Raw genomic sequence first — 16,158 nt, forward strand, 5'->3', positions numbered from 1 at the left:
GCATTGCTGCCGTCCCCGCCATGTCAATGCCGCACTCTGAGCACTCCTTCCTGACGCATATTCCGCTGACCGAGCCCGAGGTCAAACGCACTGTCGGGCTGATCCGGCGCAGCGGGCGTATTCAGTCGTGGATTGCCGCTGAGCTGGAAACACTCATTACTGCGCGTTATCGCGCGGCGGAGTGACAGGGATCATCCCGGTGGCGGTGATGGTCTCCTGCGCGTTTGCTGATGCGAGGTAATCCAGCAGCGCTTTCCCCTCGGAAGGATGCTCCGCGTGAGCGGTGACCGCGCCGGCAAAACGGGTGATGTACTGCAGGTTATCCGGCAGTTTGCCGACAAAGGTTACACCCGGCACGGGTAACAGCTCGCTGACCTGCTGGAAACCCACGGCGTATTTCCCTTTTGCCACCTCAGAGGCGACCGGGATGCGCTCCACCTTATGCGCTTTGCCCTCTACCTGTGCTTCAATCCCCAGCTTTTTGAAGAGCTCTGTTTGCACATACCGGCCGCTGGCGCTGTCGGAATAGGCGATGGCGCTGGCCTTAAGCAGGGTCTGTTTTAGCGCGCTATCGGTCGCGATATCCGGTACCGGCGAGCCGGCTTTCACCACCACGCCGATGGGCGAATCCGCCAGCTCAACGCGCGAACCTTCTTTGACCATCCGGTCCTTCGCCAGGTGCGCCAGCGCATCACCCACCATAATCACCACGTCTGCTTTTTCACCGCGCGCCAGTCGGTTGGGGATCGCCTGCGGCGTCTGTCCCATCGACGGCCCCGGGATCAGCACGATATGGTCGCCCGTCCGGGCTTCATACTGGAGGGCGAGTTTTTCCAGCGCGGCCTTAAAACCGCCTGAAATCATGACCGTCACCTCCTGGGCCAGCGCACCTGCGCTGGTCGCCAGTATTACCAGCCCGGTCAGGCCTGAACGTACAAATGTGCGCATATTATCCTCTCTGTACTTGCAGACTCATCGCGCTGCGACGGTAGAGATAAAGCGTTGCCAGCAACGCGCAGATCGCCGCGAAGCTCATCCAGTAGCCCGGGGAGGCTTTATCGCCGGTGTACTCAATCAGGGCCGTTGAAATGACCGGTGTAAACCCGCCGAAGATCGCGGTAGCAAGGCTATACGCCAGTGAGAAACCGGCAACACGCACTTCAACCGGCATGATCTCCGTCAGCGCCGGGATCATCGCGCCGTTATAGAGGCCATAGAGGAAGGAGAGCCACAGCAATACGCTCAGCATCATGGAGAAGCTCGGTGCCTGCGCCAGCAGCGTCAGGGCCGGATAGCTGGTTGCCAGCGCCAGCAGCGTCATGGCAACCAGCACCGGTTTACGGCCGAAGCGGTCCGACAGGGCTCCGCCCACCGGCAGCCAGATAAAGTTGGAGATGGCCACCAGCAGCGTCACCAGCAGGCTGTCGGAGGCGCTGAGCATTAACACTTTTTTGCCGAAGGTAGGCGCATAGACGGTGATCAGGTAGAACGCGGTGGTGGTCATGGCGACCATCAGCATGCCCGCGACCACAACCGGCCAGTTCGCCAGCAGGGTGGTAAAGACCTGACGCATCGCCAGCGTGTGACGGCGGGTGCGGAACTCTTCGGTCTCTTCCAGCTTGCGGCGCAGGAAGAAGATAAACGGCACAATCAGGCAGCCGAACAGGAACGGGATCCGCCAGCCCCATTCACGAATGGCGCTCTCTTCCAGCATCGCGTTCAGCGCAAAGCCCATTGCGGCGGCCACCATAATCGCCACCTGCTGACTGCCGGACTGCCAGCTGGTAAAGAAGCCTTTGCGACCCGGCGTGGCAATTTCAGCCAGGTAGACCGACACGCCGCCAAGCTCCGCCCCGGCGGAAAAGCCCTGCAGCAAGCGTCCAGCCAGCACCAGCAGTGGCGCCCACAGGCCGATGCTCTCATAAGAGGGGATCAGCACAATCAGGAAGGTACCGGCCGCCATTATCGACAGGGTGGTGATTAACCCTTTGCGTCGACCGACCTTGTCGATGTAAGCCCCGAGGACAATCGCGCCAATGGGGCGCATTAAGAAGCCTGCGCCAAAGACGGCGAAGGTCATCATCAGCGAGGCAAACTCACTGCTCGCCGGGAAGAAGGTATGCGCGATGTAGGTGGCATAGAACCCGAACAGGAAGAAGTCGAATTGCTCAAGGAAATTGCCCGAGGTGACGCGAAGTATCGCGCCCGCTCTTGCGCGAACGGTTGCAGGTGGGGTTGAGGAAATCATGGTCGTCTCCAGTTTTTTATTGACGTGTTGTCCGTCTGTTTCTGAAAACTGGCGCATTAAACGGAAATTAATAAGCGCAAATCACGCATGAACTGATGCGTGCTGCACATCAATGACAGGACGTTGACCGGGATTTACATACCTAACAATAACTTAACAATTCATTGATTTTTCATTCACCATAATTCGCTAAGTGGCTGATATCGCCATTTTGTGATATCGCGCAGAAGGGCAGAGTAGCCGCTGCTCTTGTCGGGTGGCGCTTCGCTTACCCGACCTGTGAATTTTGTAGGCCCGTGCAAGCGTAGCGCCGCCGGGCAAAACTGGCAGAGCGCTCTATTCAGCGCAGCGCCTGTGCAATCGCGCTAAACATCAGCGACGCTTCCAGCGGCTGGGCGCTGAAAGACGGCTCCGCCTGCGGCCAGGTGGACCACTGGACGATCACCAGGTTTTCCTTTTGATTCACTATAATCATCTGGCCAAAAATCCCCAGCGCCCAGAGTGAATCTTTCAGGGAATCCTCTGGCGCGGGCTTGACGTCTGTTGCCGTGGCGGGCACCTCGTTATTCCACCACTGATAGCCGTACAACCCTTTCGGATGCGCGTCTGAGACGGAACCTTTCGCCTGCGTCCAGTCTGACGACTCCTTCACCCAGCCGTCAGGCAGGATCTGTTTGCCCGAAGGGAGCGTACCGTTATGCAGGATAAATTCGCCGAAGCGGCCCCAGTCTTCCAGCGTGGCGTTAAAGCCGTGCGCGCCGACATCGTGCTCACCCTTACGATAGGCATGCCATACGCCGTCGTTCGCCATCCCGTACGGCTGCCAGATGCTTTTCTCCAGGTACGCCGCCAGCGTCATACCGGTGGCGCGCTCCAGCACGTCACCCAGCAGCCACGCGCCGCCCGAGGAATAGGACCAGTTCTCTCCGGCCGGGTGTTCCCGACGTAATCCCTTCACCAGCTTACGCACGCAGTCGTAGGTGCCCGGCTTAGCTTCGCATTCGGTGAGCTGCGCGAAATCAGACTGTGGGTTGGTGTAGTCTTCGTTCCACGCCACGCCAGAGGTGTGAGTGATCAGCTGTCTCAGCGTCACGCCATCCCACGCCGTGCCTTTTAAATCGGGTTCGTAGCGGGTGATAAGATCGTCAAGGGAGTGGATTTTGCCCTCTTTAAGGGCGACCCCGACCAGCGCAGAGACCACGGATTTCCCCACCGAACGTGATGTCCAGAGCGTGGAATCGGTATTGCCTTCACCCAGATATTTCCACGCTATTTTGCCGTCCTTCAGCACCAGCATGCCGCTGACGTTCTGGCGCTTCACGTAATCCTGGAGGGTATAAGTCTTGCCATTAACCTGATAGCGGGCGTCGGAAAGCGGTTTCTCTGCTGCCAGCAGCGGCGTGGCCTTTCCGTGGCGGAAAACATCGCCCGCGTAGTTGCGATAGTCGTTACGAAAGCCCACCACGCGATCCGCCTGACTCCAGGTGAGCATGCTGTGCGTGTCGGGAAGGGTTGCGTCAAACGGCGCAGGGCAGGGGTTGAGGTCGGTGCCGTGACAGGCAGCCATAACGGCAGGGGATAAGAGGCTGCTGACCACCAGTGCGGCGAGCAGGCTGCGGTTTAACGTTTTGTTTTTCATGTTTATCTCGTTTGGTTCAGGAAGGGCTTCAGTTTAAGAAGCCGCGCCCTATAATAAAAAACGGGTTATGGGGGAAATTCCCCCGAAAAACGGAATGAAGGGAGAGGAGGCGATGGTCTATTCATTTGCCCAGCTGGAGGCGTTTACCGCGGTGGCAGAGCACGGCAGCCTGATGAAGGCGGCCATTAAGCTCGGTAAAGACCGTACGACCCTGCGCGATCTGATCGATTTTCTTGAGGACGGGCTGGGTTATGCCCTGTTCCTGCGCGAGGGACGCAGCGTGCGGCTAACGCCTGAAGGGGAACAGCTTCAGCGACAGGCGCACCTGCTGATGCGTCAGGTGAAAGCCTTTGAGGCCTTTGCCAGAGCGGTGCCGGACAGCGCGATGCAGGACATTGCCCTTGTTTACGATCCGTTCACTCCCCGGGCTTTTCTGCAGGCGCTGATTGCAGAGATGGCGGCACAAAAAATACGCCTGAGCCTGACCAGCGCGTCGCGTGACGAGGCCGAAGCCCTGCTGGCGAGCGGAGAGGCGGATTTAGGTATCTGCCAGGCGCGCAACCGTAGCGTGGGCAATGAGATGGAGTGGCGGGCTCTGGGAGCCATCGACATGGATTTTTACGCCGCAGACGCGCTTTTTGCGAAGGTTGCCACGCCGGTTTCGCTGCTCGATCTCTCTCTGGTTCCGCAGGTGGTTATGCATGCCGCGTCAGATGAACCGGTTGCCCGTCGTCTGCAAATTGCCGGGCATACCCTTTTCACTAATGAAATTGAGATGCTGCGCGGCCTGCTGGAACAGGGCTGTGGCTGGGGCTTTTTGCCGACCCATCTTCATGCGACGCAGTGGAAAAACGTAAAAAGGCTGCCCACCGAAGTGGGCAGCCAGGGGATAAGTCAGACGATGGTCACTATCTGGAAGCCGGGCAGCGACAAGCGTGAGAGGATCAATCAAACGTTGTCGCGGCTGCCGGCACTCTGGAAACACTCAGCGCTGTGAACACCCCTGGCACTGTTTGTTCTGGATCTGCTGGAAGAAGTCGTTACCTTTGTCATCCACCAGGATAAACGCCGGGAAGTTCTCCACTTCGATTTTCCAGATGGCTTCCATTCCCAGTTCCGGGTACGCCACGCACTCCAGGCTCTTGATGCTGTTTTGCGCCAGTACCGCCGCCGGGCCGCCGATGCTGCCCAGGTAGAAGCCGCCGTGTTTGTGGCAGGCATCCGTCACCTGCTGGCTGCGGTTGCCTTTGGCCAGCATGATCATGCTCGCGCCGTGGGACTGCAGTAAATCCACATACGAGTCCATGCGGCCCGCAGTGGTTGGGCCGAGGGAGCCGGAGGCATAACCTTCCGGCGTTTTGGCCGGGCCCGCGTAGTAAATCGGATGGTCTTTAACGTACTGCGGCAGTTCCTCGCCGTTGTCGAGCAGCTCTTTCAGCTTCGCGTGGGCGATATCACGCGCCACGATGATGGTGCCGTTCAGCGACAGGCGGGTAGAGACCGGGTACGCGGAAAGCTGCGCCAGGATCTCGTTCATCGGCGTGTTGAGGTTGATGCTGACCACGTCACCTTCACCCTGCTGGCGCAGCGATTCAGGAATGTACTGACCCGGGTTGTGTTCCAGTTTTTCAATCCAGATCCCGTCGCGGTTGATTTTCGCCTTGATGTTACGGTCTGCGGAGCAGGAGACACCCATGCCGATTGGGCAGGAGGCACCGTGACGCGGCAGGCGGATCACGCGGATATCGTGAGCGAAGTATTTACCACCAAACTGCGCACCCAGACCCAGGTTCTGCGCTTCCTGGAGCAGTTCCTGTTCGAGCTGAACATCGCGGAACGCCTGGCCGTGCTCGTTCCCCTCGGTGGGCAGGGCGTCGTAGTAGCGGGTGGAGGCCAGCTTCACCGTTTTCAGCGTCGCTTCCGCGGAGGTTCCGCCAATCACGAAGGCAATATGGTATGGCGGACAGGCCGCGGTACCCAGGGTGCGCATTTTCTCCACCAGATAGTTTTTCAGCTTCGCCGGAGTGATCAGCGCTTTGGTTTCCTGATAGAGGTAGGTTTTGTTGGCTGAACCGCCGCCTTTCGCCATGCAGAGGAATTTGTACTCGTCGCTGTCGACGCTGTAGAGATCGATCTGCGCAGGCAGGTTGGTGCCGGTGTTCACCTCTTTATACATATCCAGCGCCGCGTTCTGGGAGTAGCGCAGGTTGTCTTCGATGTAGGTGTTGTACACCCCCTGACTCAGCGCGGCTTCATCGCCACCGCCGGTCCAGACGCGCTGGCCTTTTTTACCCATGATGATCGCCGTGCCGGTATCCTGGCAGGTTGGCAGCACGCCTTTAGCGGCGATTTCAGAGTTACGCAGGAACTGCAGGGCAACGTACTTATCGTTCTGGCTCGCTTCCGGGTCGTTAAGAATGGCGGCGACCTGCTTCTGATGGGAAGGACGCAGCATAAACGCAGCATCGTGGAACGCCTGCTGCGCCAGCAGCGTCAGCGCCTCTGGCTCGACTTTCAGGACTTCCTGACCGTCGAACTCAGCAACGGAGACGTGCTCTTTGGTCAGCAGATAGTATTCGGTGTCGTCGTGCGCGAGTGGGAAGGGGTTTTGATAAAAAAACGGTTTGTTTGACATAGCTTGCTCCAGAAAAATAAAACCGCCGGAGGAGAAGTCCGGCGGTCAGGAATCAGAACATCATGGACATCCACGGATAACCAATCAGCAGCAGGGCCGCCAGGAAGATGGCACCGAAGATAGTGCCCAGGCGCCAGTAGTCTTTGGTTGGCAGGTAGCCACTACCGTAGTAAATCGGGCTTGGGCCGGTACCGTACGGGGTGATGATCCCCATCACACCCAGCGAGGTCACCATCAGCAGGACGAAGACTTCCATATTCATGCCCGGAATGGTGGAGGCGATGGTCAGCATCGCCGGCAGCAGCGCGGTGGTATGCGCGGTGGTGCTGGCAAACAGGTAGTGCAGCAGGTAGAACGCCAGCAGCAGCACGATGGTGGCAACGCCCGGCGAGATACCGCTCATTAACAGACCGCCTTCTTTACCCAGCCAGCTGATAAAGCCGGTAGAGGAGAGGCCGTCCGCCAGCGCCACCAGGGTGGCGAACCAGACGAAGGTGTTCCACGCGGCTTTATTGCCGGTGATATCGTTCCACTCCAGCACGCCGGTCCACAGCATCAGACCCACAATAAGCAGGGCAGCCATCGCTGGTTCAATCCACGCGGCGGCGAAGATCCACATCAGCAGCGCACAGCACACGAACACCAGCAGCAGAATTTCATTGCGGGACAGTTTGCCCAGTTTTTCAAGTTCACGGGTTGCCCACAGCGGTACTTCATTATTCACTTTGACTTCTGGTGGGTAGAACCAGTAGGCCAGCAGCGGCATGGTCAGAATCAGCAGAATGCCCAGCGGCAGGAAGGCGAGGAACCAGGTACCCCAGGAGATATCAATCCCTACCGTGCTTTTCACCAGCGCCAGTGCCAGCAGGTTCGGCGCAAGGGCGGAGAGGAACATCGAGCTGGTGATACAGGCCGCGGTGATCGCCACCCACATCAGGTACGAACCAATTTTACGCGCGCTTGGGTCGTTTGGTTTTGAGCCATACAGCGGCGGCAGGTTAGCGATGATCGGGTAGATGGTCCCGCCGCTACGTGCGGTGTTGGACGGCGTAAACGGTGCCAGCAGCAGGTCCGCGAAGGTGATGGCGTAACCGAGCGTCAGGCTGCGACGGCCGAGATATTTCACCAGAATCAGCGCCAGACGGCGGCCGAAGCGGGTTTTATCATAGCCAGCGGCGAACATGAAGGCGCCGAAGATCAGCCACACAGTCGAGTTACCAAACCCGCTGACCGCCCACTTAAAGGAGGCACCCGCCAGCTTGAATTTCGGGTCGGCCAGCTGTTCAGGGCTGAACAGCACCCACTGGCTGCACAGCGCAATCGCCACCACGCCGGTCAGACCGATCACCGCACCCGGCAGCGGTTCGAAGATTAAGCCGACGATCACGCCGACAAAGATCGCGAAGTAGTGCCACGCATAAGGCGGCAGTCCTTCCGGTACCGGAACAAACAGCAGCAGGACGGCGACGATGACGGGCAATGCCATCATCAGCAGTCGTTTTGCTTTCCCATTTGATGCCTGGTTCGCCACAGGGGGCGTTACAGCAGTTTTTGTATTCATAGTTTCACGTCTTAAGTTGTCAAAAATTCGGTCGCACTGAAAAACAAAATTGCTTTCTTAAGTTTCTTTGCTTTTTTTAGTTATTAAAGGTGCTGATTTGTATTTTCAGTAATAGCGATTTAACGCATTTTGGTTTGCGCTAAATTAAAAATTGATGATGTTTTTATATTGCGCTTTTGGATGCCATGACTATTGATCGCGATCAAAAAAAGAGAATTGCAGCGGTATTTTTATGCTTTTATTAATAACCACTCTGGCGTATGTGGGTATTACGTATATTATGAGTTCAATTTATCATTTCTGTAACAATGCTAAGTTTTGATAATTTTTATCTCATTGATTTGTATGGGTTTGATTGGTTATTGGTGAAATGGTTTTACCATTCTTTTTTTAACGAATTTTAAATTATTGTGAATGGCTAAATTACAATCACTAACACCAATGTGTTATTTGTGTTATCGCGGGGATTAAATAGTTTTTTAACTAACGTAATAACTTTAGAAACTAAAAAAATCATTATATTAATATCATGACATCGGCAAATAACGACGAAATAAAAAATCAATCCGATAACGAATTCTTAATTTTTAAAGTTTGGAGTTTCAATTATGAGCACTAACGAACGTATTCTGAGCCCCTTCACATTACCGAATGGCACCGAACTGAAAAACCGTTTGTTAATGGCACCCATGACCACCTGTACCGGCTATTACGACGGCACGGTCACCAGCGAGCTGGTGGAGTACTATCGGGCCCGTTCCGGCAGCATGGGTACCATTATTGTTGAATGCTGCTTTATCGATGACCTCGGCCTTGCGTTCCCCGGCGCGATTGGTATCGATAACGACGAGAAAATCGCCGGGCTGGCGAAAATCGCGGACGCCATTAAATCCAAAGGCTCGAAAGCCCTGCTGCAGATCTACCACGGCGGCCGTATGGTCGATCCAAAACTGATCGGTGGCCGCACGCCGGTTGGCCCAAGCGCCGTTGCCGCGCCGCGTGACGGGGCCGCCACGCCGGTTGCCCTGACCAATGAAGAAGTGGAAGGCATGATCGGCAAGTTTGGTGAAGCCGTTCGCCGCGCTATCCAGGCCGGTTTCGACGGGGTTGAAATTCACGGGGCCAACACCTACCTGATTCAGCAGTTTTACTCTCCAAACTCTAACCAGCGCGACGACGAGTGGGGCGGCAGCCGCGATAACCGCGCTAAATTCCCGCTGGCGGTGCTGGATATCACGCACAAAATGGTGCGCCAGTACGCGGACGACGCGTTCATTATTGGCTACCGTTTCTCCCCTGAAGAGCTGGAAGTCCCGGGTATCCGCTTTGAAGACACCATGTACCTGCTGGAAAAACTGGCGGCACGCGGTGTGGATTATCTGCACTTCTCCGTAGGGGCGACCCTGCGTCCTTCCATTGTCGACACCCAGGACCCAACCCCGCTCATCAAAAAATATTGCGCCATGCGCTCTGAAACCCTGGCTCAGGTTCCGGTGATGGGTGTCGGCGGCGTGGTAAATGCCGCTGACGTTAACGAGGCGCTGGATAGCGGTTACGACCTGATTGCCGTGGGCCGCGCTACCATCGCTTACCCGGACTGGACTGACCGGATCGCGGCAGGTGAAAGTCTGGAGCTGTTTATGGACAGCACCAAACGCGAAGAGCTGAGCATTCCTGAACCGCTGTGGCGTTTCTCGCTGGTGGAAGCGATGATCCGCGATATGAGCATGGGCGAATCAAAATTCAAACCAGGCATGTTCACTGAGAAGGTGCAGGACGATGTTAACGAACTGGTAATCAACGTTAGCCTGGAAACCGATCGCATCGCCGATATTGCGCTGGCGTCTGGCCCGAGCGAAGACGTTGAGTTTGTCACCAGCTTTGAAGAGATCCGTACCCGCATTCTGGACGCCAACACCCCGCACGTGGATGCCATCACGGGTGCAACCAGCCAGAGTGAAGCGGTGAAAAAAGCGGTCTCTAAAGCGATGCTGAAATCCAGCAAAGCGCTGGCGGCAGAAGAGGGCGCTGACCCGAACGCGACCCGCAGCGTGGATGTGGTGGTAGTGGGTAGCGGCGGCGCCGGTCTGGCCGCAGCCATTCAGGCCCACGATGAAGGCGCGAGCGTGCTGATCGTTGAGAAGATGCCAACCATCGGCGGGAACACCATCAAAGCTTCTGCCGGGATGAATGCCGCAGAGACGCGCTTCCAGCGGGTGAAAGGGATCCAGGACAGCAAAGAGCTGTTCTACCAGGAGAGCCTGAAAGGGGGCGGTAACAAGAACAACCCGGAACTGCTGCGCCGCTTCGTGGAGAATGCGCCTCAGGCGATTGAATGGCTGGCAACCCGCGGCATTATGCTGAATGACATCACCACCACCGGCGGAATGAGCATTGACCGTACGCACCGTCCAAAAGACGGCTCTGCGGTAGGCGGCTATCTGATCAGCGGCCTGGTGCGTAACGTCAACAAACGCAACATCGACGTAATGCTTGATACGTCTGTCAGCGACATCCTGTTCGAAAACGGCGAAGTCACCGGCGTGCGTCTGACCACAGAAGAGAACGAAACCCTCACCGTGACCACTAAAAGCGTCATTGTCGCCACCGGCGGCTTCAGCGCCAACAGCCAGATGGTGGTGAAATACCGCCCTGACCTGGAAGGTTTTGTCACCACCAACCACAAAGGGGCAACCGGCGGCGGTATCGCGCTGCTGGAACGCATCGGTGCCGGTACGGTAGATATGGGTGAAATTCAGATCCACCCAACCGTTGAGCAGAAAACCTCGTACCTGATTTCCGAATCCATTCGCGGCGGCGGAGCGATTCTGGTGAACCAGCAGGGGAACCGTTTCTTCAATGAGATGGAAACTCGCGATAAAGTCTCGGCGTCAATCATCGCACTGCCGGAGAAATACGCGTATATCGTCTTTGACGAGCACGTTCGTGCCAAAAACAAAGCGGCGGATGAGTACATCGCTAAAGGCTTTGTGACCAGCGCCAGCTCGCCAAAAGCCCTGGCCGAGGCGCTGGGAATGGATTACCACGCTTTCCTGGCGACCCTGGAACGCTACAACGGCTTTGTTGAAAAACAGCATGACGATGATTTTGGCCGTACCACCGCGCTGCGTGCGCCCATCAACGAAGGGCCGTTCTATGCCATTCAGATTGCGCCGGGCGTGCACCACACCATGGGCGGCGTGACCATCAACACCGAAACCTGCGTGCTGGACAGCAACCACAACGTGCTGCCAGGGGCGTTTGCGGCCGGTGAAGTGGTCGGTGGGATCCACGGTGGTAACCGTATCGGCGGTAACGCGGTGGCAGATATCATTATTTTTGGTACGCTTGCAGGACATCAGGCGGCTATGCGTTCGAAAAAGCAGTAAGACCCCTGTGTTGTATGCCGGATACGCGCAGCGTTATCCGGCATTTTCCCCGGCGGCGCGGTGCTTGCCGGGGCTACATCTGAGGACTCATGCTATGCCTGATGACCATCGCGTTTACAGTTATTCCGCCGTCCTGATGGGATCGCCCATTCTCCTCAAACTCTTTTCCCATAACGAAGCCCTCGCCTCCCGCGTGTTTCGCCTGATCAAACAGTACGAAGACCTGCTTACCGTTAACCGCGCGCACTCTGAAGTTATGGAAATCAACCATGCGGCGGGACAGCGCCCCGTCAGCGTCAGCCGTCCGGTGTTCGAGCTGATCCGCTGCGCAAAAGCGGCGAGCCTGCTCAAGGACAGCGCGTTTAACCTGGCGATTGGCCCGCTGGTCAAGCGCTGGAAAATCGGCTTTCGCGGCGACAGCGTGCCGCCCGCCGAAGACATCGCCGCCTTGCTGGCGATTACCCGTCCTGAGGATGTGGTGCTGGACGAGGCCAGCAGTAGCGTCTTTTTGACCCAAAAAGGGATGGAGATCGACCTGGGCGCCATCGCCAAAGGCTATATCGCCGACAGGGTGCGGGATTATCTGCGCAAAGAGGGCGCTGAACTTGGGCTGATCAACCTCGGGGGCAATATCCAGACGCTGGGCTCGCCGGAGGGGGGCTGGAGCGTGGGGCTTAAAAAACCGTTTGCGGGTGATGAGCTGATCGGCGCGATGACGCTAGAGAATCGCTCCGTGGTGACGTCGGGAACCTATGAACGCTACTTTGAACAAAACGGCAGGCGCTACCACCACATCCTGGACCCGCGTACCGGGTATCCGCTGGATAACGAACTGGACAGCGTGACCATCATTTCAAACGATTCTATCGACGGGGATATATGGACCACGCTGATGTACGGCATGGGTGTGGAGAAAGGCTGTGCGGTGCTGCGTGCGCGTCCTGATATAGAAGCGATCTTTGTGACCAAAACAAAAGAAGTGGTGCTCTCGTCAGCGCACCACTTCCGCTTTACTTTACTGGATAATAGTTACCGCATTACTGACAGTACTGTTTGAGCAGGCCTGTCTGCTCGGGCTGGAGACGGTAACGATATACCGGGCGCCCTGTCGCGCCGTAGTGAATGCTGGTGAACAGAATATTGATTTGCGCCAGCCAGATCAGATATTTGCGGCAGGAGACGCGCGAGATATTCACTGCACTGGCCAGGTCATCGGTAGAAAACTCGGTCTCCGGGTGAGCGTCAATCCACTGGCAGATGGTGCGCAGCGTTTGCGGCGTTAACCCTTTTGGCAGCTTTTTGCTGTCTGCCAGCTCCGGCGCCCCGCCGTGGATCAGCCTGTCGACGTCCGCCTGCTCATAATACTGGTGCGAGCCCATCAGGCTGTGCTTTGCCTTCCAGCCGTTCAGCGCCTCTTCAAAGCGCGGGAACTGGAACGGTTTAATCAGATAATCCACCACGCCGTAATGGATAGAGGTCTGGATTGTCGCGGCGTCCGCAGCCGAAGAGATCATAATGACATCGATTGGGCGACCGGAGGCGCGGATCACTGGCAGCAGATCCAGCCCGTTATCCTGCTGCATGTAGACATCCAGCAGCACCAGATCAACCGGCTGGGCAGGGTTGTTAATAATGGCCTCGGCCTGGTTCAGCGTGGAGGCGACGCCGCAGCAGCTAAAGCCTTCAACACGGTTAACATACAGACGGTTGAGGTCGGCTACCATGGCGTCATCATCGACAATTAATACATTTATCACGCGATATTCCTCTCGCTATCCCAGGGGATGTGAACAAAAAATTGGGTAAATACGCCAGGTTCAGATTCGACGGTGATATCACCGCCCAGGTTCTGAATTTGCTGGCGGGCAAGGAACAGCCCAACGCCCCGGTTTTCACCTTTTGTTGAGAAGCCTTTAGTAAAAATAGTCTCCAGCTGGGCGGGATCAATTCCCGGGCCGTCATCGCTGACTTCACAGCTGAGCCAGCCATTCTGATAGTGCAGCAGCAGGGTGATTTCGCCTTCCGGCTGGCCCTCCATCGCGTCCAGCGCGTTTTCAATCAAGTTACCGAGCACGGTAACCAGCACCGCGACCTGCTCTTCGTTGGCGGTATCCGGTATCTGGCACTCATCCGCCAGGGTGAGGCTGATCCCCGCTTCTTTCGCCCGGTTGATTTTACCCAGCAGGAACCCGGCAATCACCGGCGATTTCACCTTGCTCTGGATGGTGCCAATGTCCGTCTGATAATTGTGCGCGGTCTGCAGGATGTACTCTTCCAGCTTGTCGTAGCGCTTGATATGCAGCAGGCCCAGGATCACGTGCAGTTTGTTCATAAACTCGTGCGTGTGGGCGCGCAGGGCGTCGACGTAATTCACCATGCCGTCGATGCGCTGCATCAGCTGGCTGATTTCGGTTTTGTCGCGGAAGGTGGTGATGGCGCCTATCACCCGCTCCTGACTTTTCACCGGCACCATGTTGCACAGCAGCAGCCGGCCGTTGCAGCTGATCTCCTGATCCTGACGCGCGATGCCCGTCTTTGACACCTCACGCAGGCTGGCCAGCAGGGGCGCGCTGGCGTTTTCGGTCTGCTTGCCGGAGGGCAGGAGCAATATCTCTCTGGCGGTGTGGTTTATCATCGTCACGCGGCCATGAATATCGACCGCTAACACTCCTTCGCGCAGCGACTGCAGCATCGCCTGACGTTGTTCAAACAGCGCGGAGATTTCATACGGCTCCAGCCCGAACAGGATGCGTTTCAGAACGCGAACCAGTCCCCAGATCGCCATGGAGCTCATAAAGATACTGAACAAAATGGTCCAGACGGCGTTGAGTCGCCCGCGGGCGATCTGGTCTTCTACTTTTTTAAGCGAGATGCCGACCACCACCACGCCGATCTGCTCGTGCTGGCTGTCATACACGGGCGTAAATACGCGAAGGGCTTCCGCGAGCGCGCCCCGGTTAACGGAGACGTTCTCTTTCCCTTCCAGCGCCGGGTTCAGATCGTCGCCGATAAAATGCAGGCCAATCAGCGCTTCGTTCGGATGCGAATAGCGAATACCGCGCATGTCGGTGACCACGGTCAGCAGCAGGTCGTTGCGTTTTGTAACGCCCTGGGCGATGGGCTGGATGATATCGGCCTGCGGCGGTTGCATCAGGCCACGCTGGATCTCCGGGCTGTTCGCCAGCGTACGGGCAATACCCAGCGCCGTATCTTTGACGTCATCGCGGGTTGCCCGGGTGATCTGCACTGAATAGAGCGCAAAGACCAGCAGCAGCACAGAGGCGATGATCGCGCACACCATCAACGTGACCAGCGTGTTCAGTTTCATGGGGCGCTTGCGCGTCTGGGGAAAGGGCTGCAAATCGCTCATCAACACTCCGCGATGAAGAAGAAAGGGGTAATTATCGCCGATGACGCGCTTTTCTTAAAGCTGTGTAAAAGCATGCATTTGCTCCGCTTTTCGTGACCCTCCTCGCATGTCATCCATATAAAACACTTTATAGTGTGTGGGTACTCATAATAAGGAGGCTGTTTATGAGCATTATGCTTACCGGTTCGGTCAAGGAAAGACGGCACGCCAGCACGATGAATATCGATAGATTGTCCACGCTGGACATGCTGAAAGTCATTCACCAGGATGATGCACTTATCTCCGCTGCAATCACCCCTTTTTTACCCATTATTGCCCGTGTGGTGGATAACGCCGCCGCGACCCTGAGCCACGGGGGGCGTCTGGTTATGGTTGGCGCGGGGCCGTCCGGCTGTGTGGCGAAACAGGCGGCGGATGAGTATGCCCCGGGTAAAACCCCGGTGATTGCCATCACGGCGGACGACGATGCGACAAGCTACGAGCGCGGCGTTGCCGACCTGCAGGCGATTAACTTTGGCGAGCACGATATGATGCTGGCGGTCACCGTAAGCGGAAAAACGCCGTGGGTCTGGGGTGCCATGCGGCATGCGTGGTCGCTCGGTTCACCGGTGGCGGTGATTACCGATAATGCGCAAAGCGAAGCGGCGCAGCTGGCAAGTATGGTGATTGCGCCAGAGCTGGGCCCGGATGTGGTTGCCGGGTATCTGAACACCAAAGCGGCCATCGCGCAGAAAATGATCCTCTCTATGGTGACCACCGGCCTGGCCGTCCGCACCGGGCGGGTTTACAGCAACCTGCGCGTGGATCTGGAGGCGAGCAGCACCCAGTGGGCTGAACGGCAAATCGCGATAGTGATGGAAGCGGGGGGATGCACCCGAGCGGTAGCAAAAGCCGCGCTGGAGAGCTGTAACCATAACTGCAAAACGGCGGTGCTGATGGTGCTGACCGGGCTGGATGCCTGGAAAGCGCATGAGTTGCTTGCGCAGAATAACGGGTTTATTCGGGTGGCGTTGCAGGAAGCGCCGTAATAGAGAGCGCAGGAATAAAAAAAGGCCGCGATTGCGGCCTTTGGTGTTTTGGGGGATTAGAACTGGTAAACAATACCCATCGCGAACTGATCGTCAGTTGCGTTGCCAGTGATGGCACCGTCTTCTTCGTCCAGCAGGTTAAATTTATAGGCAGTATAAACGTTCATGTTTTTATTGAAGTAGTACCAGGTACCCACTTCAATATAATTTACGCGGTCAGCGTCAACGCCTTTATCCGTCATTCCGCAGCTAATTCCAGAATTTAAATAGCGTGATCTGGCGATCAGT

Annotated in this window: 12 protein-coding genes and 1 pseudogene; 5 read left to right on the forward strand and 8 right to left on the reverse strand. The window is 56.7% G+C overall.

What is annotated here, in order from left to right:
- A pseudogene (locus tag HX884_RS27270) lies at positions 1–185 on the forward strand (LysR family transcriptional regulator); the annotation flags it as partial.
- Here HX884_RS27270 and HX884_RS17440 read toward each other — a convergent pair.
- From HX884_RS17440 to HX884_RS17450, 3 genes are all read right to left on the reverse strand, one after another.
- Positions 157–948 carry a substrate-binding domain-containing protein gene (locus HX884_RS17440; protein WP_058683344.1) on the reverse strand — a complete coding sequence of 264 codons (792 nt, stop codon included), beginning with the start codon at positions 946–948 and terminating at the stop codon, positions 157–159. The pseudogene HX884_RS27270 and the gene HX884_RS17440 sit on opposite strands and share 29 nt — an antisense overlap.
- Before the next feature lies 1 nt (position 949).
- A complete protein-coding gene (locus tag HX884_RS17445) occupies positions 950–2,248 on the reverse strand; it encodes an MFS transporter (protein ID WP_045292556.1) in 1,299 nt (432 codons plus the stop codon).
- 340 nt (positions 2,249–2,588) lie between these two features.
- The gene (locus HX884_RS17450) at positions 2,589–3,887 is read right to left on the reverse strand and encodes a serine hydrolase (protein ID WP_178328536.1); all 1,299 of its coding nucleotides are present in this window, start codon (positions 3,885–3,887) and stop codon (positions 2,589–2,591) included.
- 112 nt (positions 3,888–3,999) lie between these two features.
- Between HX884_RS17450 and HX884_RS17455 the strand changes: the two genes are divergently transcribed.
- Entirely contained in the window at positions 4,000–4,884 is an 885-nt protein-coding gene (locus HX884_RS17455) for a LysR family transcriptional regulator (RefSeq protein ID WP_167816764.1), read from the forward strand.
- Here HX884_RS17455 and fumA read toward each other — a convergent pair.
- Together fumA and HX884_RS17465 are read right to left on the reverse strand one after the other, a co-directional pair.
- On the reverse strand, positions 4,873–6,522 hold the full coding sequence (gene fumA, locus HX884_RS17460) for a class I fumarate hydratase FumA (RefSeq protein ID WP_058683346.1): 1,650 nt from the start codon (positions 6,520–6,522) through the stop codon (positions 4,873–4,875). The two genes, HX884_RS17455 and fumA, sit on opposite strands and share 12 nt — an antisense overlap.
- A gap of 52 nt (positions 6,523–6,574) precedes the next feature.
- A complete protein-coding gene (locus HX884_RS17465; RefSeq protein WP_013097758.1) occupies positions 6,575–8,083 on the reverse strand; it encodes an anion permease in 1,509 nt (502 codons plus the stop codon).
- Between the two features lie 608 nt (positions 8,084–8,691).
- On the opposite strand from HX884_RS17465, the gene HX884_RS17470 reads away from it, so the two are divergent.
- Both HX884_RS17470 and HX884_RS17475 read left to right on the forward strand, forming a co-directional pair.
- Positions 8,692–11,472, forward strand: a complete 2,781-nt coding sequence (locus HX884_RS17470) for a flavocytochrome c (protein WP_058683347.1) — start codon at positions 8,692–8,694, stop codon at positions 11,470–11,472.
- Positions 11,473–11,566: 94 nt separating this feature from the next.
- Positions 11,567–12,529, forward strand: a complete 963-nt coding sequence (locus HX884_RS17475) for an FAD:protein FMN transferase (protein WP_058681714.1) — start codon at positions 11,567–11,569, stop codon at positions 12,527–12,529.
- On the opposite strand, the gene dcuR is transcribed toward HX884_RS17475, so the two are convergent.
- Positions 12,510–13,229, reverse strand: a complete 720-nt coding sequence (gene dcuR, locus HX884_RS17480) for a two-component system response regulator DcuR (protein ID WP_013097755.1) — start codon at positions 13,227–13,229, stop codon at positions 12,510–12,512. The two genes, HX884_RS17475 and dcuR, sit on opposite strands and share 20 nt — an antisense overlap.
- Positions 13,226–14,842, reverse strand: a complete 1,617-nt coding sequence (locus tag HX884_RS17485) for a sensor histidine kinase (RefSeq protein WP_058681713.1) — start codon at positions 14,840–14,842, stop codon at positions 13,226–13,228. Before HX884_RS17485 ends, dcuR begins: the two co-directional genes overlap by 4 nt.
- A 164-nt stretch (positions 14,843–15,006) precedes the next feature.
- Between HX884_RS17485 and HX884_RS17490 the strand changes: the two genes are divergently transcribed.
- On the forward strand, positions 15,007–15,870 hold the full coding sequence (locus HX884_RS17490; protein WP_013097753.1) for an N-acetylmuramic acid 6-phosphate etherase: 864 nt from the start codon (positions 15,007–15,009) through the stop codon (positions 15,868–15,870).
- Positions 15,871–15,926: 56 nt separating this feature from the next.
- On the opposite strand, the gene HX884_RS17495 is transcribed toward HX884_RS17490, so the two are convergent.
- A partial coding sequence (locus tag HX884_RS17495) for a porin (RefSeq protein ID WP_256737171.1) occupies positions 15,927–16,158 on the reverse strand: 232 nt, incomplete at its 5' end.

This window comes from Enterobacter sp. SECR19-1250, from assembly GCF_013391025.1.
Lineage (GTDB): Bacteria > Pseudomonadota > Gammaproteobacteria > Enterobacterales > Enterobacteriaceae > Enterobacter > Enterobacter cloacae.